Below are 22,958 nucleotides of genomic sequence, written 5' to 3'. Positions count from 1 at the left end.
GGAGGCGGCTTAGTTCTGATGCACCCCGTGGTCCAGCTCGAGGGGTTCACTCCATAAGTGGGTCAGATTTCGACGGAATTCAACAGCTAACGAGATCGACTTTCGCGTCGAAGAACTTGGTCATGATGCCTCCTGTGTAGCAAGTTTATCCGCTGCCAAAAGGAGCTGCTGACCTCGCGGCCCGAATGCGGCCATTCAACAAGTCGGCGGCGGAGTCCCCCGCGCGCGGAGTCAGTGACTGGCGACTGTAAGACCGAGGTCAATGCGCCGATTTCGGTGCAACGCTCAGGAATGCTTCAATGCCTAGTGCAATCGGTGTGTACTTGATACTTGTAGTTGCTGGGATGGCCTTATGCGGCTCATGCGGCTCACCCGTAATTGGAATACAACTTAGAGCCCCCGGGATTCCGTACAAGATTCCGCCCAGTGCTTTGGTGCTGTAGCGACGCGTGTTGACCCAGGTCGCAATTGTCGCGTCGAGAATCATCCCATCGCCGAATGTGATCCATGAGTGGCAATCGTAGATGTCACCGTGGCCGCCGTTTCGACGCCAGCTTTTGAATTTTTCCTGTGAGAACTCAAAGCCTCCCTCCCCGTCAACCGAGACATTGCCCAGTACAAAGTTCGCCCCTAGGCCGGGATATATTTTCTGGATAGATTTAGCGATGAGGAAGTGGACGTTGCCGCAATCACCGCCCAGCTTCATCGGAACATTGAATTTTTGAGCCCGATAGAGTGCGAACTGCTCGTCTAGACCTGCGGAGATGAAGTCAACGATGTCAAGAAGCTGCAAGTTGTCCGTGGGATTTCCCAACATCGGCGCGTCCAACCTCAAACCCTCCGATTCTGTGAACGCTATTGCACACTGCAGGTGATCTTCATTTGGCACCGGTGGTGCCTGGGGCACGTGCGCCACGACCGGCACGGGAACTACCACTGGTGATGACGCCGTGACGGGCGCGGGCGTCGGCAACATCGCCGTCCGCCCATCGGCTAGCGAATCTTTAGGGCTTTGCGAAAAAAGGCTACGGAGGTATTTGAGCATTGCGATCTGTATTCGTTTCTACCACGAAGTACCAAAATAGCTGACTGACCAGCAACGGTCATGTGAGGGTAAAGCTAGTTGCGGAAATCGCTACGCTTAGCATATCCGGCCTGAGACGCCGGCGATAGAGCAAGGAAGCTCTGGCGGACCGTGACTGAGCCAGCAAGCGTGTAGACGGCGACAGCCTATCCGAAAGCGGCCCCTCGCCGTCGGCTGCTATTGGCCCGAAAGCACCGGCTTGAGAATTGCAGCTTTCGAGACACAGGAGTCGTTCACGGTTTAATAAACCCGTAGCACCTCAAACTGCTGTCGGATTAGAGCGACCTGTATCGACACCTCATCACCCTCGCATTTTCCCAGCATGGCCCTGCCCAAAGGGGCTTCGCTGCTGATGACCTGAACGAGCTGAGTGCCGCTGACCAACTTCATGCTGCCCCCATCCGGGCCGAGAAAGAGGTGTTGCTGCTTGTCGTCGGAATCGACCATGCAGACCAGCGCGCCGAGCTGTATACCTTTTCTGACGTCGTAGGGACGCGGGTGGAATTGGCGCCAGTTGGCCAGCGCTTTGCGGATGGCTTCGGCGCGCCGGACTTGGCCGGTGGCCAGGTAGGCGGCTTCGAGTCCCAATGTGTCGTATTTGCTTTCGGCGATGTTTTCTTCGTGGGTCGCCGTTTCATGGGCCGCCCGCGCTGCCTGTTCGGCTTGCAGCAGGTCTTCGGCGAGCCGTTTCAGCACCCGCTGTTGCAGCAATAATTTATCCATGACCAAAGGTAGGCATCTCAGACAAGCGGGAGGCAGGCCTCGATTATGAAGGACTCCACCGGCCGTCGACCAGATTGCGCTTTCGGCAGCGCGCCGTAAATCTTTCAAACGGCCAGAACGTTCCGGCAAGGAAGACTTTTTTACACGGCTCTCCTCAATTCTCCGTAGGTTTGCCGACCGGGCGAACGAGATAGTCAGACCCGGCTGGAAGCGCCTGAACTTCGCCTGAAGCTTGGCGAATCTGGTTCCACACAGCTGTCGCAATCAGCTGATGAATTTGGGTCGTTGGATGAACGAGGTCCCAGAACACGAAGCCCACACCGTTCACGTCGCGGCATGTGGGCCTTTTCGGCCAATTGAGCCCATAAGCGGCCGCCGAGTCCACAAGCACCTCTAAGCAGCTGTTGTAGGTTTCGGTGAAGCCGTGCTTCAAGGGGTTATCGAGCACCTCATTGAATAGGGCGAACACGTCGATGAGACGAACGTCCTGGCCCGTCGAGAGCCCAAGTTGGATCGCGCCTAGGTCAGTTTTCAGCTTCGCGTTGAACTCATCGACAAGCACGCGCACCTTGGCCCCGCCACTACGCATGCCCTTTTGATACATCGGCGCGCGCGAGATATCAGGAAGGTTCAAGACAACAATGCGTTTGGCTCCAGCGGCCAGGAGCGTTCGAACTCCGATGACGACCTCTTCAGCGACGCTGCTAGGCGAGCGCTCCGCCATGATGTCGTTCGCCCCAAGCCAGATGAGGAACTGTGTGTTTTGGATCTGGTAATTTTTGGCCTTGCTCATGTAGCGCGACCAGCTGGCCATCTGGTCGCCCAAGGGGCGCGTGCCGCCCCCTGAGACCTGAGCACCACCCACAGCCCAGGAGTGCATCGGCAGCGCTGTCATGCGAGACAAGTACTCACTCCACACCAAGCCGTTGCTGAAATGCCCGAGGAACCAAGCGTCTCTGTTCGGAACACCCCAATCGGTTGCCGCGAAGAGGATGCCAGTGTCAGACAGACTGTCCCCGAAGGTGATGAGCTCTGTTGGCTTGCCATACGGCTGCTGGCTGGGCTCGTTCGTCCAGATGGTGTAGTTCCACGACGCGACACCGTTTGCGGCCGCAAAGAAACCTGTCGGCCACTTCCAGCGCCCCTTTGCAACCAAGGTGGAGGTACAGACGTCTCTGAGCACGGACTGCTTGGTGTCCGTGTAGAACATGTTGCCCACGCCAAAACCGCCGTTTTCCCAATACCCGTGCAAAACGAAGTACTCGTTCGTTCCCGGGGCGAGTCCCCACTCGTAGCTGGTCGCGACGCTACCGCCGGTTTTATCCGTGTAGTAGAAGCAGCGGAGGGACGTGACCGAGTCCATTTTCGGTGCGGACTCCCCGGGCCGGGAATCCTGCGCGCTTGCGCAGCCTGCGTAGATGGCAAGTAGCGAGAGAAGAAGAGAAATTAGATAGCGCGATTTGGACATGCAGCCCCTCCTGTGAGCCAACAACTCTGCGGTTGAGCTAGGGTGAATGCAAGTTAATATTTAACAAGTGCTGTGGCAACTTTCGCCTTGCCCCAAACTTGGCGACGTGCATATGCGCGGCGATCATTCCCTACTAGCCGCGCGGCTCAGGGTCGCGTGCGCGAACGCAATAGCGAGGCAGCTGACAGCTCAGTGCCATTCCTAGCGTGTTTCAGCTATTAGCCAGACCGATTGTTCGCTGGTAAGCGAAGTGCGGCAAAATTGCTTCGCGAACGGCAGAGCACAAAGTCCTAAGAAGCGTGGCGCTTTCAGCGTCTGCTTGTGGCCCGAAAGCAGTCGTTCGCTCGTTCCTCAAGTCGCCAAACTTCTTGTGGGTCATCACCAGAAGTTCGAAGGCAGGTGGTCAAGAATTTCCGGATCAGATGTTCAGTTACACCGGAATACGCAGACAACCAACAAAACAGACTTCAAGACCAAATGTCTCGGGTACAGGCTAGTACTACAGCCAACTGGCGCATTCTCTGCCACGTTGCCTTGCGAGGCGCCCCGCTCTCTGCTTCTATCTCAGCCGCGGCGGCTGACAGTACGCTCAACGGAGCCTCGTCGAGCACGGCCCGCAGTTGTGCAATGTGCTTGGGAGGAACCGTGCCGGTGATCAATGTATGCCGTAGTGCCTCAGGCGGTATGGGCTCGCTGTAGCTAATGCTGCCTGAACGTGCTGCTATTTCTAGCGCATTGCCAGGTTGTTCATCTGATTTTGGCTTGCGGATACCCGTTACCCCCAACCCAAAGCCGAGCAGATTGACCAAGCGTTCGGCGCGTGTGAGGCTTAGATTGGCGAGCTTTCCAGTTTCAAGCTCGTTGATCGTGGCCCGCGATAGTCCTGCCAGTTCTCCAAGACGCTCCTGACTGAGGCCCATTTCGGATCTCTGGCGTTTTACAACATTGGCGAGCTCGCTGAGGATCGGCATCACGGCACCTTACCAGCCCGCCCTCAAATTGTCGAATATATCCAGCATATCGATGACAAATATATTAGGAATTCATAAGTCTGGTAGGTATAGGGACTATTAGCGATCGGCATCGGCGCTAACGGCGGCGCCAAAGTTATCGTTCGGGTGACAAGCAAAGAGCCGAGAAGCCCAGAAGTCAGTCACGTAATCCGTGTGCGATCGACCCTCGCAGTTGAAGCGCTGACGCTCGTTTCGAACCCTATTCCATGGGTAGCAAGGCTCACAACGGTCCGGCGCCCCTTGTTTCACACCATGATTCCGAATCCACCTTCGATTCAAACGACGTTTTCAGAAGGGCGCGGCAGTTTTTCTGTTTCAAACCTTATTTCTTCGGACCAGCTCGTGGTTCAAGTTCATGGAATTCAAAATAAATGCCCCTCCCCAAGCGGGTGAACTTGATAGGGTATCAAACAGTCATCACAGGCGGTCGAGGTTGAAAGCAGTTCCAGATCCACACACCTTCCTTCCCGCCGGCAGGCAGGAAGGCCACCGTCAGCGGTGCAGCGGAAGCGCCAGCGTCACACAGGTTCCTTGCGCGCTGCTGGAGATCCGGACGTGGCCGCCCACCTTTTGTGCGCGCAGGCGCATGGCGGCCAGGCCGCGCTGGCTTTTCCCCGGGGCGGGGGTGCCGCGTGTGTCGAAACCGCATCCGTCGTCGGCGACGGACAGCTCAATAGCTGTCGCGGTTTCGCGCGCACGCACCGTGATGGTCCTGGCCGCGCCATGGCGCACTGCATTGTTGATGGCCTCCTGGAGCGTGCGCAGGATGGAAAGGCCTGTCTCCGGTGTCAGGTAGTCCATCTCCGGCAACGGCCCCACTTGCCACTGCAGGCCGATCCCGATGGCGTTGAGCCGCGGCTCCAGCCGGTAACGCAGGTTGGCCAGCAACAGCAACAGGTCACTTTCGGTCAGATCCAGCGAGTCGATGATGAGCCGCATGTCCTCCAGCGAATCCTCGATCACGCGGGCCACTTCCTCGCGAGGCACCTCGTCGCGCCGCGTCATCCGCAAGGCGGTGATGAGCTGGCTGCCCATGCCATCGTGCAGGTCGTGCAAGAGCCGGGTACGCTCCGCTGCTATCACGGCTTGACGCTCAGTTTCCTTGGCAATGTCGAATTCCTCGCGGAGCTGGATCAGCCGCTGGCCGTGCTGGGTGCTGGCATGCGCCACGGCCTGGCTGATCTCCCGCTGGGCGCCGTCGCGTTCCAGCGCCATCTTGTCCAGGGTGCGCCAGATCAGGCTAAGCAGCACCAGCAGCCCCGGCAGTGGAGCCACAAAGAAGCTCGCCAGCGGCAAGAGTCCCGCGGCCACCGTCATGTCATGCGTGACCGCGCCCAGCCACACGGTGAACGACATTGCCATGACCACCTCGGACCGGCCGCGCGATCGCCAGGCCTGCGCTATCAATCCGCCCAGCGGGATCATGATGGCCGCATAGAACGGTAGATGGAGCAGCGCCGCCTCCAGAGGGCGCAGCGTTCCGCGCAGCGCCAGCACAAGGGCGGCAACGCTGACGGTGGCAGTGAGTGCCCAGACGAAGCGCACGAAGCGCCGCCAGAACCGTGTGTGCCAGCCACTCAGGTCGATCACCAGCAGCAGGATGAACACATTGCAGATGAGCGCGCCCACCAGCGCGGCAAACAGGCCCATCGGCGTGGGGCCCGACGCGCTGGGACTGAGAATGAGCAGCGCGCGCGGCGACCAGGCCAGGCACATCGCGGTGAACAGCAGGAAGATATGTTGCCGCGTCTTCAGCCACAGCGGCACTGCCGCGAAAAAACTCAGGGCCACTGCGAAGGTGAGAACCGCCGGCACGCCGGTCTGGAACAGCCAGCGCGTCTCGTACGCCAGGCGCAGCGCCGCTGGGGGGCCCAGCCGCAGCTCGGTGAGGCCGCCGCGCGTGGCGGCACTGCCTTGCACGCGCACATGCAGCACGTTCCCGGCAGGGCGCAGGGCCGCGCGCGGCAGCGGCACCCACAAGGGTTGGTTGCGCGCCGTTCCGCCCGTTGCGCCCAGGTCCAGCCGCTCGTCGTTGAGCCACATGGCGCCGGTGTCAGCCAGCCGCGGCACCATCAGGACCAGGGGCTCGGCGGCCGGTTGCGCTCCCAGGGCCTGCAGCGCTGCATCGAGGTGAACGCGGTACCAGACCGTGCCGTTGAAGCCTGGGCGGTCCTTGCGCCAGTTGTCCGGCAGCGTCAGCGGGACCGCTGCGCTGAAATCCACCTGCGCAGGCCGCAGGGCGCTGCTCTGGATCGCCTGGACCTGCGCCAGGTCCACAGGCTGCACGGCGTGTGCCGCGCAAGCCGTGCCCAGCCAGAGGCCCAGCCCGGCCAGTGCGCGGGCAATCCGTCCGGCACGACACGTCACTAGATCAATCCCCGGGCGCGCGCCTGATTCACGGCTTCCACGCGGGAGTGCACCGCCAGCTTGCCGTAGATGCTCTTGATGTGTGCGGCCACCGTGGACGGCGCCACGTCGAGGCGGCGCGCGGTCTCTGGCACCGACAAGCCCTGTGAGACAGCCAGCAACACATCTTTTTCGCGCGGTGTCAGTGGCTCCAGCGGCCAGCGCTGCATGTCTTGCGTCGGCGTGGCAAAGCTGCGCAGCAGGTAACTCGCCACCCGCGGGGACAGCGGCGCCGCGCCTTCGCTCACGGCCCGGATCGCGCGGCCGAACTCCGCGGTGGGAGTGTCCTTGAGCAGATAGCCGTGGGCGCCGGCTCGCAAGGCCCGCACCACATGGGCCTCGTCGCCGAAGATCGTCACCACCAGAATGCTGGTCGGGCGGGAGCGGCGCGCCAGCTCGGCGATGAGTTCCGTGCCGTCGCCATCAGGCAAGCCCAGGTCGATCAGCGCCACGTCGGGCTGTGCAAATGAAAAACTGCGCCGCGCCTCCGCGCAGGAGCCCACGGCCTCCAGCAGCTTCAGGCCGACGTCTTCACTCACCATGCGGGCGAACTCCTCGCGAATCGGCGCGTCATCTTCCACCAGGGTCACGGTCAGGATGGACATGGGTGCGCTTGATTCTTTCAGTTGTTGTTGGGCTGGCGGAGCCGCAGTGAATTTTAGTGGGTGTACCTATTTGACTGCAAAAAAAATCGGGCCGTCTCCCCGAATCAGGGGAGGCGATTGCCCTCCCGGCCCGACACCATACGCGGCATGCAAACCACTACCCGCTCTACGACAGGCCTCTCGCTGCCGCTGCGCCAGGGCGTCTACGCCTCTCCCGTGCGCCGCACCGCGGCCCTGCTGTGCGGAGCCGCGTGTCTGGCCGGACTGGAACCTGCGGCGGCGACCGGTCCTCCCGATGCCGGCAGCGTGCTGCAGCAGCTCAGGCCTGCGGCTGCCGTGCCCCGCGAAGATGCACCGGCTGTGCTGCCTGCAGCACCGGTCGCGGTACCCGCGGCGCCACAGGCATCACCGGGGGATGCTGCAATCCAGGTGCGGGTGACGCACATAAAAATTTCAGGTGCCACCGCTTTTTCTGAAGCGGAACTGCGCATGGTGGTGCAGGATGCCATCGGGCGCGAGCTTGGCTTCACCGGTCTTGAGGAACTGGCGGTGCGCCTGAGCCGCTTCTATCGCCAGCACGGCTATACGGTGGCGCGCGCCTACCTGCCGCAGCAGGACATCGGGGGCGGTGTGGTGGAAATCACCATCGTGGAGGGCCGTTACAGCGCCATCACCGTGAAGCCCCAGGGCGAGTTGCCTGCGCCGCTCCCGCTGGCCGCACTGGTACCGGGCGAGCTGGTGAACGACGCAGCACTGGAGCGTTCGCTCCTGCTGGCAGCCGACGTGCCCGGCATCGCGGTGCGCTCAACCCTGCAGCCCGGTGCGTCGGTCGGCACCAGCGAGCTGGTGGTGGAAGTTGAGCGGGGGCCTGCCGTCACAGGCTTGCTGGAGGCCAACAATTTCGGCAGCCGTGCCACTGGCCGCGAACGAGTAGGTGCCAGCCTGTACTTCAACAACCCGGCCGGCCTGGGTGACCTCCTGTCCCTGCGCACATTAACCGCCGGGAGCGATATGAACTACGCACGCTTGGGGTGGCAGTTGCCGGTGAGCAGTAACGGCACGCGTGCGGGCGCTGCCGTCTCGGTGATGAGGTACCGCCTGGGCAGGGAGTTTGCAAACCTGGAGGCGCATGGCGACGCCTCCATCGTCACCCTGTTCGCTGCCCATCCGCTGTTGCGCTCACGCATGCACAACCTGAACGCGCAAGTCAGCGCCGAGCACAAGCGCCTGCGCGACCGCATCGACCTCGTCGGTTCGGCCGATGGCAAGCACCTGAATCTGCTCACTCTTGGCCTTTCCGGTGACGCACGCGACAGCGGTGGCGGCGGCGCCTGGGGTTTTTCGGCCACCTATACGCGCGGCCAGCTGGCCATCAACAGTGCGGATGCATTGGCCGTTGACGAGGCCACCGTGCGCAGCGCCGGCAGCTTCGGCAAGCTGGGCCTGCTGGCCGTGCGCCAGCAAGGTGTCGGCAAGGCCAACTTGCTGGTTTCCTATACCGGCCAATGGGCCAGCAAGAACCTGGACTCGTCCGAAAAGCTGCCGCTTGGCGGTGCGGGCGCTGTGCGCGCTTACCCGCAGGGCGAAGCGCCGTCCGACCGCGCCAGCCTGCTGACGCTGGAACTGCAATACCCCCTGGACGCCGGCTGGCAGTTGGCCGGTTTTTACGATGCGGCCGTTGGCTACGGTAATGAACAGCCCTTGCCCGGCGCGGGCGCGTCAAACCGGCGAAGCCTGTCGGGCGTCGGCCTGGGCCTGAACTGGGCGCATGCCGACGGCTGGAGCGCCCGGCTGTTTTACGCGCGCAAGCTGCACGGCGGCGCGGCCACTGTCGAGCCGGATCGCGGCGAGCGGCTGTGGCTGCAGGTGTCCAGGAGTTTTTGAGTTGCCACATGCTACATATTTGATAGCTGCTTGCGCACATCCTGAAAGGGCTGGAGCCCGATTTGATTCACAACCGAAGGAAAACCGCCATGAACCACACCTACCGCGTCATCTGGAACGAAGCAAGCGCCTGCTTTGAAGCCGTGGCCGAAACGGCCAGCGGCAAGGGCAAACGCAGCCTGGGAAAGCGTGAGCGCAAGCTCCGCGCGGTGACCCTCGCCGCCGGTTTGGCAGCGGCGCAAGCGCTGGCCGCGCCCACGGGCGGCCAGGTCAGCGTGGGCCAGGGCGGCATCACGCAAGGCGGCAACACCACCACCATCACCCAGTCCACGCCCAAACTCGCCATCAACTGGCAGAGCTTTGGCATTGCCGGCAACGAAACCGTCAACTTCGTGCAGCCCGGCGCTGGCGCGATCGCGCTGAACCGCGTGCTGGGTACCGAGGCCAGTCAGATCCTGGGTCGGCTCAACGCCAACGGCCAGGTGTTTTTGCTGAACCCTAACGGCGTGCTGTTCGGCCAAAGCGCGCAGGTCAGCGTCGGCGGGCTGGTGGCCTCCACGCTGGGCATGAGCGATGCCGACTTCATGGCGGGGCGCTATGTGCTGCGCGATGGCACGGGCAGAGGCGGTAGCGTGCGCAATGAAGGCACGATACGTGCCGCCGACGGCGGCAGCATCGCGTTGATTGGCGGCGAGGTCAGCAACACTGGTACGCTGGTGGCCAACCTCGGCACGGTGGCGCTGGCTGCCGGCAAGCAGGTCACGCTGGACTTTTCCGGTGACGGTCTGCTCAAACTCGCGGTGGACGAGGGCGCCGTCAATGCGCTGGTGCACAACGGCGGGCTGATGCAGGCCGACGGCGGCGTGGCTCTGCTCACCGCCAAAGCGGCAGATGCGTTGGCCGGCACGGTGGTCAACAACACCGGCGTCATCCGGGCGCGCACGTTAGAAAACCGCGGCGGCGTCATCAAGCTGCTGGGCGGCTTTGACGGCGGCACGGTGCAGGTCGGTGGCACGTTCGATGCGTCCGCACCCAACGGCGGGGATGGGGGCTTCATCGACACCTCGGGCGCGCATGTCAAGGTGGCCGAAGGCACACGTGTCAGCACGCGCGCTGAGCTGGGCAAAACCGGCACCTGGCTGATTGACCCCGCCGACTTCACGATTGCCGACAGCGGCGGCGACATTAGCGGCGCCACACTTTCAAGCAACCTGGCCAGCAGCAACATCACCATCCTCTCCAGCAGCGGCAGCAACGCGGACGGCGACGGCGACATCCACGTCAATGACAACGTGAGCTGGGGCGTCAACACGCTGACGCTGACCGCAGCACGCGACATCAATATCCGCGCGGTAATGGACGCCACCGGCAGTTCGGCTCTGGTGATGAACACCGGTACCGCCAACGGCGCCGATGCGGGCGTTGCCGGCGGCAAGGTCAAGGTGGCTGTCGACCCGGTGACCGGCTTTACCGGCCGCGTCAATTTCGACCGCGCCGGCACCGGCTTTCTCACCATCAATGGCGAGGGCTATACGGTGCTCAAAGCTCTCGGTGCGCAGGGCTCGACCACCGCCACCGACCTGCAAGGCATGCAGGGCAACCTGGCGGGCCGGTACGCACTCGGCGACAACATCGACGCCGCCGCCGCGGCCAGCTGGAACGGCGGCGCCGGCTTCGCGCCGGTGGGCACGTTCACCGGCACCTTCGACGGCTTGGGCCACTCTGTGTCCAACCTCACGATCTCCCTGCCAACGAGCGCGTCGAGGGTCGGCCTGTTCGGGCAGGCTGACGGCGCCACCTTGCGCAACCTGCGGCTGGTCGGCGGCTCGGTGCAGGCCGGCACGGACGTCGGCGCCCTGGTAGGCGTCGGCACCGCCGTCACCCTGCATAACATCCTGGGCAGCACGGTCGTGACGGGGACCGGTGCGGGCGGCATCGCCGGCACGCTGCAGGGCGGCACCCTCACCGATGTGCACGCAACGGGCAACGTCATCCGGGGCAGCAGCAATTCCTCGCTGCGCGGCGGCCTGGTCGGCTCCAGCACGGGCATCATGTACGACCGCGTCTCCGCATCCGGTGCCGTGGACGGCCCGGGCGCCAACCTCGGCGGTCTCATCGGCCAGAGCTCGGGCGACACCCTCGCGAATGCCCGCGCGACCGGCAACGTGGGCGCCGGTGCCGTCGCCGGCAATGTGGCGTCCGCCGGCGGGCTCGTGGGTTGGGCATCGGGCACGACCATCCAGGACAGCCAGGCCAGTGGCGCCGTCGGCCGTCTCACCGCCGGCTCGACCGCGGTTGGCGGGTTGGCCGGCCGCATGGACGGCGGCAGTATCGTGAGCTCGCATGCGACCGGCGCCGTGAACGGCGGCGCGCAGGTCGGCGGGCTGGTCGGGCTGAACAGCGGCAGCATCGCCGACAGCGATGCCGTCGGTGCCGTGACCGCGGTGGGCGGCGAGGTCGGCGGCCTGGTCGGCCGCAACACCGGCGGCGCCATTGATCGCTCCAGCGCGCTGGGCACGGCGCTGTTGGGCGGGGTGGTGGGCGGCGCCAACTTCGTCGGCGGTCTGGTCGGCTACAACGACGGCGGCAACATCACCGGCACCACGTCGAACCCGGTTACTGCAACGGCCAACGTGACTGGCGCCCGCAGCTACGTCGGTGGCGCGGTGGGCTACAACGCGCTGGGCATCCTTACCGACGTCACGGCCTCGGGGTCGGTGCAGAGCACCGCGCCCGCCGTCGCACCGCCGCCGGCCGACGGCCTCTACGTCGGCGGCCTGGTCGGCGCACAGTACGGCGGTGCCATCACCCGGGGCCGGGCCTCCGGCGCGGTGCAGGGCAACCGCAGCGTCGGCGGTCTGATTGGCGAGATCGCCAACACGCCCTTGGTGGCACCGCCCCCCGCTTCCCCGGTGCCACCGGCAGCGGTGGTCACCGATTCCAGCGCATCCGGCAACGTGACCTCCACCGACCCAACCCTGGCGCGGGCCGGCGGGCTGGTCGGCAACGTGCTGCAGGCCGGTGCGCAACTGCGCGGCGTGCAGGCGACCGGATCCGTCACCGCGACGGGGAACCAGGTCGGCGGGCTGATCGGCACCATGAATGGCAGCGTGCTCGCCGACGCCATGGCCAGCGGCGACGTCACGGGGTCGACGGCGGTAGGGGGTCTGGCGGGGACCAGCATCGCCGTGATCACGAACTCGCAGGCGCTGGGCGATGTCAGCGGGGTCAACTTCGTCGGCGGCCTGCTCGGCGCCAACTCGGGCATCGTGGCCGATTCCTCCGCGTCCGGCACGGTGACCGGCACCGGGACCAGCATCGGCGGTCTGGTGGGCCGCAACAACGTGGAGCTGTCCCGCAGCGTCGCGAGTGGCATCGTCAGCGGGGCCACTCTGGTGGGTGGCCTGGTGGGCGAGAACCTCGGGACGATCGCGGGCAGCCATGCCACGGGCGCGGCGACCGCCACGACCACCGGTGCGGGCGGCCTGGCCGGCAGCACGTCTGGCGTCGTGACCGACAGCTACGCCACCGGCACCGTGTCGGCAACCGGCGGCCTAGCAGGCGGACTGGTCGGCAGCATCGAGGTCGGCGGCTCCGTGGCGCGCGGGTTCGCAACCGGCGCGGTCACTGGGGACAACCTGGTCGGCGGCCTGGCGGGCAGCAATGCAGGCACCGTCACGGATGCCTACGCCACCGGTAGGGTCACAGGTGCAAGCAAGGTAGGCGGCTTGATCGGCGAACATGTGCAGGGAACAGTGGACCGTACCTATGCGACCGGGGCGGTGTCCGGCCCCAGCAATGTGGGCGGGCTGGTCGGCAGCTCGGCTGGCGGTGTGACCAACAGCTACTGGGACCTTGCCAGTAGCGGCCAGGCCACCAGCGCAGACGGTACCGGCAAGACCAGCGCCGAGATGAAACAGGCCGCCACCTTTGCCGGCTGGAGCATCGACAACCTGGGCGCCACTGGCAACACCTGGCGCATTTACGAAGGCAGCACCAACCCCTTGCTGCGCAGTTTTTTGGTGGCGCAAACCGTAGCTAACATAAACAGGGTCTACAACGCGGCATCACAATCTGGCAGCGCGGTGGTGCCTTTGGGTGCACGCACCGGAACCGCCGCCAGCGGCCGCAACGTCGGTACCTACAGCGCGTTTTCAAATCAGCAGGGCTTAGACATCGTGGGTGGGCTGCTGACCATTACGCCGGCGGCGCTTTCAGTAAGTAGCGTGACAGCCAACGATAAGGTGTACGACGGAAACACCACCGCCACATTAAATACCGGCGCGGCTTCGTTGGCCGGCGTGCTGGGGGGCGACAGCGTGGCAATAAATTTAAGCAGCGCCACCGGAAGCTTTGCCGACAAAAACGCAGGCAATGCCAAGGCGGTGACAGTGAGCGGAGTAGGCTTGCTTACCGGCGCGGACGCTGGCAATTACACCGTAAGCAGCCCGAGCGCGGTGGTCGCCAACATCACGCCCAAGGCGCTGACGGTCAGCGGCCTTACCGCTGACAACAAGGTCTACGACGGCAATACCATCGCCACGTTGAACACCGGCGCTGCTGCGCTGTCGGGGGTGATAGGCGGCGACACCGTGACCCTGGGCCTGAGTGGCGTCACCGGCAGCTTCGCCGACAAGAACGTCGACAATGCCAAGGCCGTGAATCTGAGCGGCGCCGGCCTGCTGTCCGGCGCCGACGCAGGCAACTACAGCGTCAGCAACCCGGCCGGGCTGGTGGCCGACATCACGCCCAAGGCGCTGACCGTCAGCGGCATCACGGCAGGCGACAAGGTCTACGACGGCAATACCGCCGCCACCATCAACACCAGCGGCGCTAGCTACGCCGGCTTGGTGAGCGGCGATGCACTCACGGTCAGTTCCACCGGCAGCTTCGGCGACAAGAATGTGGTCAACGGCAAAACCGTGACGCTGACCAGCAGCTATAGCGGCGCCGATGCCGGCAACTACACCATCACCGACCAGGCCACGACCACCGCCAGCATCACACCCAGGGCGCTGACGGTCAGCGGCGTCACCGCCTCTGACAAGGTTTACGATGGCACGAACGCCGCCATCGTCAACACGGCCGCTGCAATCTATACCGGCATCGTGAGTGGCGATAGCTTCGCGGTCAGCGCCACCGGAAACTTTGGCGACAAAAACGCAGCCACCGGAAAAACCGTCACGCTGGCCAGCAGCTACAGCGGTGCCGATGCCGGCAACTACAGCATCACCGGCCAGGCCACGACCACTGCCAGCATCACACCCAAAGCCTTGGCGGTCAGCGGCATCACGGCCAGCGACAAGGTGTATGACGGTTCGACCGCAGCCACCGTCAATAGCACTGGCGCGATCTACACCGGCCTGATCGGCGGTGACGACCTCTCGGTCATCGTCACCGGGGCTTTTGCCGACAAACACGTGGCCACCGGTAAAGCCGTTACGCTGACCGGCAGTTATGGCGGCGCTGACGCCGGGAACTACGCCATCACTGGCCAGACAGCGGCCACGGCCAGCATCACGCCCGCCGCGCTGACGGTGACCGCGCAGGCCGACAACCGTGTCTATGACGGCACGACTGCTTCGGCGGCCGCGCCCGTGATCACTGGCACGCTGTACGACACAGTTGCCAGCGCCGCCACGCAGGCCTTCGACAACAAAAATGCCGGCATGGGCAAAACGCTCACCGCCGCGGGACTGGTACTGGCCGATGGCAACGGCGGCAACAACTACAACATCAGCTACGTCAGTAACGGCAGCGGTGTCATCACCCCGGCTTCACTGTCGGTGGTGGCCGACAACCAGGCCAGGCAAATCTATACGGCAGACCCGTTGCTGACTTATCAAACCGGTCCATTCGCGGTGGGAGACACTGCAGCGTCGGTGCTCAGCGGCGCGCTGCAGCGCGTACCGGGCGAGCAACCCGGTACGTATGCAATCAACCAGGGGCTGCTGGCCGCCAATGGCAACTACATGATCAGCTACACCCCCGGTAGTTTTACGATCACCGCGGCGCCGCAAGGTGGCTCTGCGACTCGCACACCTTATGAGCAGGCGCAAATGCAGACACCCCTGCCAGTGCCGGAGATCAGGAAGCTTGCCGCTTGCGCCGCGGCAGACGGCCACGGCGGTTGTTCCGGCGAGCTGCCGGTCAGGATTGTGGATGAGGGCCTTCGCATGCCAACGCTTGCGAGCGGGCCTGGAACTGGCAGGCGCGACTGATGCGTGCTGACATCAGACGGCGCTATCAGGCGGCGGCGTTTTCCATTCCAACGTTATTTCTTCGGGGCAGGCCAAGCCCGGGCGAACCGCCGGCGCCTTCACAGAACGCCAGCGCGCTTCCCGTTTGAGCGGCTTTTGATGGCGCGCTTGATGCACTTGAGCAAGCGCTGCTCATCCAGTGGTTTTTCAAGCCATTCCGAGACACCCAGCGACTGATTTTCCGTGTGCTGGCGGGCCTCCGCGGCAATGACGGACAAGACCAGCACCGGCAGCGTGGCGGTGCGCTTGGCGGCGCGCAACTCGCGGACCACCGTGAGCCCGTTTTCGTAAGGCAGCTTGATATCCACCGTCATGGCGGCATACGTTTCCATCTTGAGGTAGTCCCGCGCCTGGTCGGCCGTGTGGGCGATGTCGGCGTCGTAGCCGCCTTTGTCCATGATCATGCCGATGAGCTTGGCGACGTCCGGATCGTCCTCGCACACCAGCACGCGGGGGCGCTCATAAAGGCCCACCGGCGCCGTGACGGGCGGCGCTTCCCGCCACTCGGGCAAATCAAAGTAAAACGTCGTTCCCACATTGCTCTCGGTGGTGAAACCAATGTTCCCGTCCATGCGTTCAAGAATGGCCTTGGAAATACTCAGGCCGAGCCCCGTGCCACCCTTCTGGCGGGTGTCGGACGAATCAGCCTGCGAAAATTTCTGAAAGATGCGCTGCCGGAATTCGTCGGGGATACCCGGGCCTTTGTCGGAGATTTCCACGCGGACCCTCCGGCCATGCTTGCGCACGGTCACTTCGACGGAACTTCCGGCGGGCGAAAACTTGATGGCGTTGGACAGCAGGTTGGTGACCACCTGAATCAGCCGGTCGTTGTCGACACAGACCTGAAGAGGGTGCTCGGCCTTGCGTAGCACCAGCTTGACGTCGTGCTGCGCGGCAAAGCCCTCATTGTCCGCCAGTGCCCGCGCCAGCAATGGCTCGAGCTCCACCGCAAGCAGCTCGAACCGCATCTGGCCTGACTCGATTTTTTCGCTGTCAAGAATGTCGTTGATCAGCCGGATCAGGCGTTCGCAATTGCTTTGGGCGATGCCCACAAGATTTTTCACTTTTTCCGGGATTTCACCGGCAACGCCGCCCCAAACCAGTCCGAGAGACCCGCGTATCGACGTGAGCGGTGTGCGCAGCTCATGGCTGACGGTAGAGACGAATTCGGTTTTCATGCGGTCGATCCGCTTGAGTTCCGTCACATCCGTGCCCAGCGACGCGAATCCGATGACTATGTCCTGCTCGTCGTTTTCCCCATAGCGGGGGAAATAGTTCATGACGTACTCGCGGCGGTCACCACTGGCCGTCACATGCTCGAACTCATGACGCACCGAGTAGCCGGAGAGCGCTTCCCGCACATGCGGCTTGACTTGCTCATAGAGTTCCGGCCCCAGCACTTCCCGCATGGGCCGGCTCTGGATTTGCTCCGGCTTGAGGCCAAACGCCTCTTCATAGGCACGGTTGTGAAACTGAAAGCGCTGCTGCGCATCCACATAGGCAATCAGGGCCGGTACCGTGTCGGTCAGCTGGCGCAACTGCTCCTCGCTGCTGCGCAGGGCTTCGCTGATGCGGGCGCTCTCGGTGATGTCGTGGATGATGGCTGTGAACAGCCGCTTCCCACCCACATTGACGTCGCCAAATGAGACATTCACCGGAAACTCGGTGCCGTCGTGACGCATGCCCTGGAGTTTCACGTCCCACTCCCGGAAACCGCGCTGTCGGCCGTTGAGCCCGGAGAAAAAGGCGCCGAACCCCATGCGGTACCGCGTCGGCAACAACAGGGTGACCTCCTGGCCCACGAGGTCCTCGAGGCGGTAGCCAAAAAGATGCCGGGCCGCGCTGTTGGCGTGAACGATCAGGCCTTCAGCCGTGGCCGTGACCAGCCCTTCGGCCATGCTCTCGGTCACGGCGCGGCTCATGGCTTCACTGTCCAGGAGTTGGGCTTCAGCACGGCGGCGCTTTTCCTGGGTCCGGAGCATCCTTTGAATCGCCCAGCCAAATATGCTCAATGACAACACCCCCCCCATGAGGAGCAGCTGTTTGACGGTTTGGGCAATCTGCCGGGTTTCTGTCTTGGTTTGCTCCAGGGCTGCCGCGTCGCCACCCTTGATCCGGTCGATCAGGTTTTCAATCTCGTCGTGAAGCTGGCGGCTCACAGGCCCAGCCACGATGGCGGTGGCGGCCTCCAGGCCGGAACGCTGCCGCGCCGCGACGGCCTGCTCCATCACTTCCACCCTGCGCGCAATGGCGTCGTCCAGGGCCCGCCAGTCGGGAGCGTTGGTGGCTGCTCGAGCCCCCGTCAACGCCTCCTGGATGCGCGCACGGGATAGCCGGTACTCGGCCAAATCTGTTGGGGCATTGGTCAGCAAATAGCGGCGCTGCAAGGACTCCGCCGTCTTGAACTCGGAAACCACCCGCTGCAGGAGCAACGCCGTTTCGCGGGCATCGCTTTCTTTCTGTGCACCGCTGATCAGCGAATTGATGGTGACATAGGAGGCCGCGATGCTCAACGCGATCAGAACCATTCCCGTGAACAGGGCGAGGTTGGTGCTGGCGCGAAAAGGTTTCATGCTTGAGCTTCAGGCCTGTTCGCCGGGACGGCCGCAGCCTACTGGGGGGTACCCAGCACCGTACGGACCGCCTGGATCAACGACTCCGCCTCGACGGGCTTGGTGATGTAGCCGTCAGCGCCGCCCGCCAGTCCTTTCAGTACCGACTCGCGCGTTGCCTTGGCGGTCAACATGATGACGGGAACATCCTTGAGCACGGGATGAGAGCGAATCCGCAGCAGGATGTCAAAGCCGTCCGCATCCGGGAGCATCACATCCAGAAGCACCAGATCAGGGATCGGCTGCTTGCGAAATTCAGCGACGATCTCGGCACGGGAGCCGGCGGTCCGCACATCAAAGCCCTCGAACGTCAGGTAGCTCTGCAGAAATTTGGCGAGATGTTCTTCATCATCCACGATGATGGCTGACAAGCGCTCACCGGCGGCGCGCACGCGCGCCGCGCCACGTTTGCGCGCAATACGCACGTAGTAGTTGGATTTCTTGAGCGTGGCCGCGCAAGCATCGGCCTCGGCGTCCGCCGCGGTCAGGGCCGACGGACTGAGATGAAATTGCAGCGATGCCGCAAACGGGTCGGGCTGAACCAGGTCTATCAGGCCTTTGCCATAGAGCAAATCCAGAATGCCATCGACGACAGCATTGTCTGTCCCGCCGACGCTCTGCCGGATCTGCGCAACCGTCAGGACGCCATCAAGACGCACCAGCAATTCGATCTCCGGCTGCGAAATCGACGTCGCGGAGCTGCGCAGCTCCTGTTGGCCTTTGGATGTAACCGCGTAAACGTTGCTTGGATGCACTGTGGATGTCCTTTCACGGAGAACAGTCGTCGATGGTAGTCGTGCCGGTCGTGATGCCTGAATGCGTTCTGATTCTAGTGGCTGGCAATGTAAGGAGACGATACACCTCTGCCCCTCTTCCCACCAGCCGCTTTTGCTAAAGACTTGCCGCCGGCCCTGCCGGCGGCAAGTCCGATTGCAACGCGGCGATGAGGCCACCCAGCGAAAACTCCAGCTTTCGCAGCAAATCATCCAGGTTTTGGCGCGGCTGGCCTTCATTGATGGCCTGCTCCAGCGCTGCGGCATCTGCCGGTACCTGGACGGCGCCGATCTGCGCCGACACGCCTCGCAGGGAATGGCTCAACAGCTCGGCATTCTTCAGGTCGCCGGCGTCCAGCGCTTCGCGAACCTGCCGCGGCGTATCGCGGCGTCCGTCAACAAAGCGGCGAAGCATCGACAGGTAGAGCGGTTTCATGCCCATTGCGCGGGTCAGGCCCAGGCCGATGTCCAGTCCGGCAATGCTTTCAGGCAAGGCCGCATCTGACATGTCAGCAGGGCCTGCCGGCGCTGCTGCGGCAGCAGGCACGGGCTCCAATGGCTTCGGCAGGGACGCTGTGGCGCCAGTCTGCGGTATCGAGGCTGTCTTTAGCACCGCATACACGGGAATGGGGTCTGCAAATCCTTTGACTGTCACGGCGGGCCGCGCCTCTGCCCGGATATCGGCCTGCACCAGCGCATGGGTTTCGCTTGAAATCAATATCTGGCCCGGCTCTGCGGCCTGCTCAAGCCGGGCAGCCAGGTTCACCTCGCGGCCAATGATGGTGTAGTCCATGCGCAGCTTGCTGCCGAAATTCCCGACGTCGCAAAACCCGGAGTGGATGCCGATGCGTATTTCAAAGGCCTTGTCGACGCCCATGGCCTTCCAACGCACCTGGAGCTCGTCCAGCCGCTTCAGCATGGCAACGCCCATGCGGACACATTGCAGCGCATCTTCCCGCAAGCCCAGGGTATGCGGGTCTCCGAAAAAAATCACAATGGCATCGCCGATGAATTTATCGAGGGTGGCGCCGTAATCGGCGGCTATCTGCGACATCTCTTCGAAGTAACTGTTCAGCAGGAATGTGACCTCTTCGGGCCGCCACTTTCCGGTCGATTCAGTGAAATTTTTGATGTCCGAGAAAAACACCGTGAGCCATTTGCGCTGCGTCTCGATTTCAGCCTGGCGCGATCCATCGAACAGCGACTGGTAGACCTGAGGCGCCAGGTAACGCGATAGCTGCTCCGACAGCGATTTAAGGCGTTTGGCGTTGGCGCTGCGCTCCAGGTGAAGCCTGACGCGCGTCAGCAAGATGGGCGGGCTGATGGGTTTGGTGATGTAGTCGGTCGCTCCAAGGTCCAACCCGTACTGCTCTTCTTCGACGCTGGCAAGCGCCGTCAAGAAGATCACGGGTATGTCGGCCGTGCGCGCGTCGCCTGCCAGCTGGCGCATCACTTCATAGCCGTCCATGCCCGGCATCATCACGTCCAGCAGGATGATCTCGGGGCGCACACCGGACGTCGCGGCCTGCAGGCCGGCCTCGCCTGACGCGGCAACAATCACCTCGTATTTATCCTGAAGCAGCGCGGTGAGGAAATAACGGATGTCCTCAGTGTCGTCCACCACCAGGATGCGGGCCCGCCGCGCTGCAGCAGCCCCGCCGGCCGGCGACTTCACAGGTTCAGTCATGAGGAGGCTCTTCCATGAATGTGGGAGCGATTGCGGCCCTGCCAGCTTTCGCGCGGGTAGACACGGGGCTGCATCGTTGCAGGCTGCCTTATTTCACCAGTTCCACCCGCATGGCGTCAACCACCGCCTTGTAGTCGGGCTTTCCGAAGATTGCGCTGCCCGCGACAAAGGTATCGGCACCGGCCGACGCCACGCGCGCGATGTTGTCGACCTTGATGCCGCCGTCGACTTCCAGGCGAATGTCTTTCCCGGACGCATCAATGCGTTTTCGCGCATCTTCTATTTTGCGCAGCGCCGAGTCGATGAAACTTTGCCCGCCAAAGCCCGGATTGACGCTCATGATCAAAATGAGGTCGATATCGTCAATCACCCAATCCAGTACATCCAGCGTCGCAGCCGGGTTAAACACCAGTCCGGCTTTGCAGCCCTTGGCCTTGATGGCCTGTACGCTGCGGTGCACGTGGCCCGATGCGTCGGGATGAAAACTGATGAAGTCGGCGCCCGCGTCGGCAAACGCCGCAGCCAGCGCATCGACGGGCTGGACCATAAGGTGCACATCCACCGGAACAGCCGTGCCGTCGGCTTTTTTGGCATGGGGTTTGAGCGCCTGGCAAATCATCGGTCCGAAGGTCAGATTAGGGACATAGTGGTTGTCCATCACATCGAAGTGAATCCAGTCGGCCCCGGCAGCGATCACGGCCTGAACCTCGTCCCCGAGGCGGGCGAAATCGGCGGACAAAATAGAGGGGGCAATCCGGTAGGTAGGCGGCGTGGTTTTAGGCATGGCCGGATTGTCGCAGCAAGCCGTTCCTGCGTCATTCCCGCATGCATGACGGTCTGTGCGGCAGGCGGTTAACATGGGCGCCAACCGTTTATCTGCCATGCCCAAATACCAGTTCTCCTGCGAAGTCGTTCCGCAATTCCAGCCTGACCAATCGGCTCCCGAAGACCATGTCTACGGGTTTTCCTATACCGTGACGGTGACCAACACCGGGGACGTGACTGCCCAGCTGATTTCCCGCCACTGGATCATCAGCGATGCCAACGGCCACAACGAAGAGGTCAAAGGCCTCGGCGTGGTCGGCCATCAGCCCCTGCTCAAGCCGGGAGAGTCCTTCCAGTACACCAGCGGATCGCGCCTGCGCACGCCCAGCGGCACCATGCATGGCAGCTATTTTTGCGTGGCCGAAGACGGCGAACGTTTTGACGCCCCTATTCCGATGTTTGTGCTGGAAGCGCAAAACGGCGGAGCGGCGCACGGCCGGGTGCTGCATTGACCGCATGGGGTTTGACTGGCCGATGAAAGACCTTGCCTCTCTCCTCAAGGCGCTGGACCCCCATGCGGGCCTGGCCCAACGCCATGTCTGGCTGATCAAGCTGTTCGAGTGGATACGGGGCGACCAGACCTCAGTGCCGGCCGCGGTGGCGCGGGTCCAGGCGCTGATGGACGCCGTCGAGCGCCAGCCGGAGCTGCAGGAAAAGCTGCGGGCCTGGTGGCAAACACTGATCCAGACCGTTGACATCACCACGCTGCTGGCCGACTTCGGCTTTGCACCGCGCACGGCTTTTGTGAGTGAATTGGCCGAGCGCCTGCGCCGCAAGCTGCTGCCGGGCACGCCCGAAACTGTTGACGCCTCAGAGCTCTTTCCCTTGGTCGCGTCCACGCGCTTTGACGCCCAATGGCTGGGCGCGCTGGACGAGCCGCAGATTGCGCGGCTGACATCGCTGCTGTCGGCGAGCCCCCCACTGGACACCATGCATTGGCACTACAGCCTGGTGGATGCGCTGACCTATTGCACGGCGCAAATACGGGCGACCGGCTTTGCACCGGAGCTTCGCCTTCGCATGAACCGCGCCACCCCGCATGCGCGCTCATTTCACGCACTTCCGGCAGACATTGATGAACTGCGCAATGCCTTTTTTAAACCCGACCGGGATGAGGCGCAGCTACAGGCCGCGATCTCGCAATACCGCGAACGCCTGGACGCCTGCCGGCAAGCCGTCAACAGCATCTACACGCACCTGGAAGACAACGGCATTTCGGTGGGCATGGTGTTTCGCCTGCGCCAGCTTCGGGAGCGTATCCTGCGCGTGCGCGAGCTGCTCGACAGCCTGGTCTCGCCCAAGCCTGCGATGGCGGCCGTCAAGCTGCTGGGCCGCCGCGTCATCACGGCGCAAGAGGGCAAAAGCATAGGTGCGCTGATCAGCGCCAACTCCACGCTGCTGTCGGCCAAGGTGGCAGAGCGCAGCGCCGAGACCGGCGAAACCTACATCACCCGCACGCGGGAGGAATACCGCGAAATGCTGGGCAAGGCCATGGGTGGCGGCGCCATCACAGCCTTCACCACGCTGCTCAAGTTCATGATTGTGAGCGTAGCCCTCTCAGCGTTCTGGAGCGGCTTCTGGTCCGGCGTCATGTATGCCGCAAGCTTCATCCTGATCC

Annotated in this window: 13 protein-coding genes and 1 pseudogene; 4 read left to right on the top strand and 10 right to left on the bottom strand. The window is 63.3% G+C overall.

The genetic code is table 11. The annotated features are described in order from the left end of the window. Positions 1–259 precede the first annotated feature (259 nt). The 6 genes from ABI546_RS03230 to ABI546_RS03205 all read right to left on the bottom strand — a co-directional run bounded on the left by ABI546_RS03230 (position 260) and on the right by ABI546_RS03205 (position 7,299). Complete coding sequence (locus ABI546_RS03230) at positions 260–1,045, bottom strand: hypothetical protein (RefSeq protein WP_348044046.1); 786 nt, start codon at positions 1,043–1,045, stop codon at positions 260–262. Between the two features lie 279 nt (positions 1,046–1,324). After that, positions 1,325–1,807 (bottom strand): GreA/GreB family elongation factor, encoded by a 483-nt coding sequence (locus tag ABI546_RS03225; protein ID WP_348044050.1) that lies wholly within the window; start codon positions 1,805–1,807, stop codon positions 1,325–1,327. Between the two features lie 154 nt (positions 1,808–1,961). Beyond that, the gene (locus ABI546_RS03220) at positions 1,962–3,275 is read right to left on the bottom strand and encodes an SGNH/GDSL hydrolase family protein (RefSeq protein ID WP_348044044.1); all 1,314 of its coding nucleotides are present in this window, start codon (positions 3,273–3,275) and stop codon (positions 1,962–1,964) included. A gap of 467 nt (positions 3,276–3,742) precedes the next feature. Then, entirely contained in the window at positions 3,743–4,246 is a 504-nt protein-coding gene (locus tag ABI546_RS03215; RefSeq protein WP_348044043.1) for a helix-turn-helix transcriptional regulator, read from the bottom strand. A 534-nt stretch (positions 4,247–4,780) separates the two neighbouring features. Continuing rightward, the gene (locus ABI546_RS03210) at positions 4,781–6,655 is read right to left on the bottom strand and encodes an ATP-binding protein (RefSeq protein WP_348044042.1); all 1,875 of its coding nucleotides are present in this window, start codon (positions 6,653–6,655) and stop codon (positions 4,781–4,783) included. After that, positions 6,655–7,299, bottom strand: coding sequence for a response regulator transcription factor (locus ABI546_RS03205; RefSeq protein WP_348044041.1), 645 nt, complete (start codon positions 7,297–7,299; stop codon positions 6,655–6,657). The genes ABI546_RS03210 and ABI546_RS03205 overlap by 1 nt, the downstream gene beginning before the upstream one ends. A gap of 147 nt (positions 7,300–7,446) precedes the next feature. Between ABI546_RS03205 and ABI546_RS03200 the strand changes: the two genes are divergently transcribed. After that, positions 7,447–9,183 carry a ShlB/FhaC/HecB family hemolysin secretion/activation protein gene (locus ABI546_RS03200; protein ID WP_348044039.1) on the top strand — a complete coding sequence of 579 codons (1,737 nt, stop codon included), beginning with the start codon at positions 7,447–7,449 and terminating at the stop codon, positions 9,181–9,183. Between the two features lie 89 nt (positions 9,184–9,272). Continuing rightward, positions 9,273–15,404, top strand: a complete 6,132-nt coding sequence (locus ABI546_RS03195) for a YDG domain-containing protein (protein WP_348044037.1) — start codon at positions 9,273–9,275, stop codon at positions 15,402–15,404. Between the two features lie 98 nt (positions 15,405–15,502). Here the strand turns inward: ABI546_RS03195 and ABI546_RS03190 are convergent, their stop codons facing one another. The 4 genes from ABI546_RS03190 to rpe form a co-directional block, all read right to left on the bottom strand. Beyond that, complete coding sequence (locus tag ABI546_RS03190; RefSeq protein ID WP_348044035.1) at positions 15,503–18,016, bottom strand: PAS domain S-box protein; 2,514 nt, start codon at positions 18,014–18,016, stop codon at positions 15,503–15,505. Between the two features lie 38 nt (positions 18,017–18,054). Beyond that, entirely contained in the window at positions 18,055–18,810 is a 756-nt protein-coding gene (locus ABI546_RS03185) for a response regulator (protein WP_348044033.1), read from the bottom strand. 136 nt (positions 18,811–18,946) lie between these two features. Beyond that, the gene (locus tag ABI546_RS03180) at positions 18,947–20,515 is read right to left on the bottom strand and encodes an adenylate/guanylate cyclase domain-containing protein (protein WP_348044031.1); all 1,569 of its coding nucleotides are present in this window, start codon (positions 20,513–20,515) and stop codon (positions 18,947–18,949) included. An 88-nt stretch (positions 20,516–20,603) separates the two neighbouring features. Further along, positions 20,604–21,299 (bottom strand): ribulose-phosphate 3-epimerase, encoded by a 696-nt coding sequence (rpe, locus tag ABI546_RS03175; RefSeq protein ID WP_348044029.1) that lies wholly within the window; start codon positions 21,297–21,299, stop codon positions 20,604–20,606. Positions 21,300–21,396: 97 nt separating this feature from the next. Between rpe and apaG the strand changes: the two genes are divergently transcribed. Both apaG and ABI546_RS03165 read left to right on the top strand, forming a co-directional pair. Beyond that, complete coding sequence (gene apaG, locus ABI546_RS03170) at positions 21,397–21,792, top strand: Co2+/Mg2+ efflux protein ApaG (RefSeq protein ID WP_348044048.1); 396 nt, start codon at positions 21,397–21,399, stop codon at positions 21,790–21,792. Between the two features lie 22 nt (positions 21,793–21,814). Further along, positions 21,815–22,958 (top strand): annotated as a pseudogene (locus ABI546_RS03165) (recombinase); the annotation flags it as partial.

This window comes from Polaromonas sp., assembly GCF_039932935.1.
Classification (GTDB): domain Bacteria; phylum Pseudomonadota; class Gammaproteobacteria; order Burkholderiales; family Burkholderiaceae_C; genus Polaromonas.
The sequence above is the reverse complement of the archived record's forward strand: the minus strand, read 5'-3'. Positions and strand labels throughout refer to the sequence as shown.

Bases quoted from the DNA above. Each gene is read 5' to 3' on its own strand.
- ABI546_RS03190 (WP_348044035.1), bottom strand. From the start codon at position 18,016: ATGAAACCTTTTCGCGCCAGCACCAACCTCGCCCTGTTCACGGGAATG.
- ABI546_RS03220 (WP_348044044.1), bottom strand. From the start codon at position 3,275: ATGTCCAAATCGCGCTATCTAATTTCTCTTCTTCTCTCGCTACTTGCC.
- rpe (WP_348044029.1), bottom strand. From the start codon at position 21,299: ATGCCTAAAACCACGCCGCCTACCTACCGGATTGCCCCCTCTATTTTG.
- ABI546_RS03215 (WP_348044043.1), bottom strand. From the start codon at position 4,246: ATGCCGATCCTCAGCGAGCTCGCCAATGTTGTAAAACGCCAGAGATCC.
- ABI546_RS03225 (WP_348044050.1), bottom strand. From the start codon at position 1,807: ATGGATAAATTATTGCTGCAACAGCGGGTGCTGAAACGGCTCGCCGAA.
- ABI546_RS03230 (WP_348044046.1), bottom strand. From the start codon at position 1,045: ATGCTCAAATACCTCCGTAGCCTTTTTTCGCAAAGCCCTAAAGATTCG.
- ABI546_RS03200 (WP_348044039.1), top strand. From the start codon at position 7,447: ATGCAAACCACTACCCGCTCTACGACAGGCCTCTCGCTGCCGCTGCGC.
- ABI546_RS03180 (WP_348044031.1), bottom strand. From the start codon at position 20,515: ATGACTGAACCTGTGAAGTCGCCGGCCGGCGGGGCTGCTGCAGCGCGG.
- apaG (WP_348044048.1), top strand. From the start codon at position 21,397: ATGCCCAAATACCAGTTCTCCTGCGAAGTCGTTCCGCAATTCCAGCCT.
- ABI546_RS03195 (WP_348044037.1), top strand. From the start codon at position 9,273: ATGAACCACACCTACCGCGTCATCTGGAACGAAGCAAGCGCCTGCTTT.
- ABI546_RS03205 (WP_348044041.1), bottom strand. From the start codon at position 7,299: ATGTCCATCCTGACCGTGACCCTGGTGGAAGATGACGCGCCGATTCGC.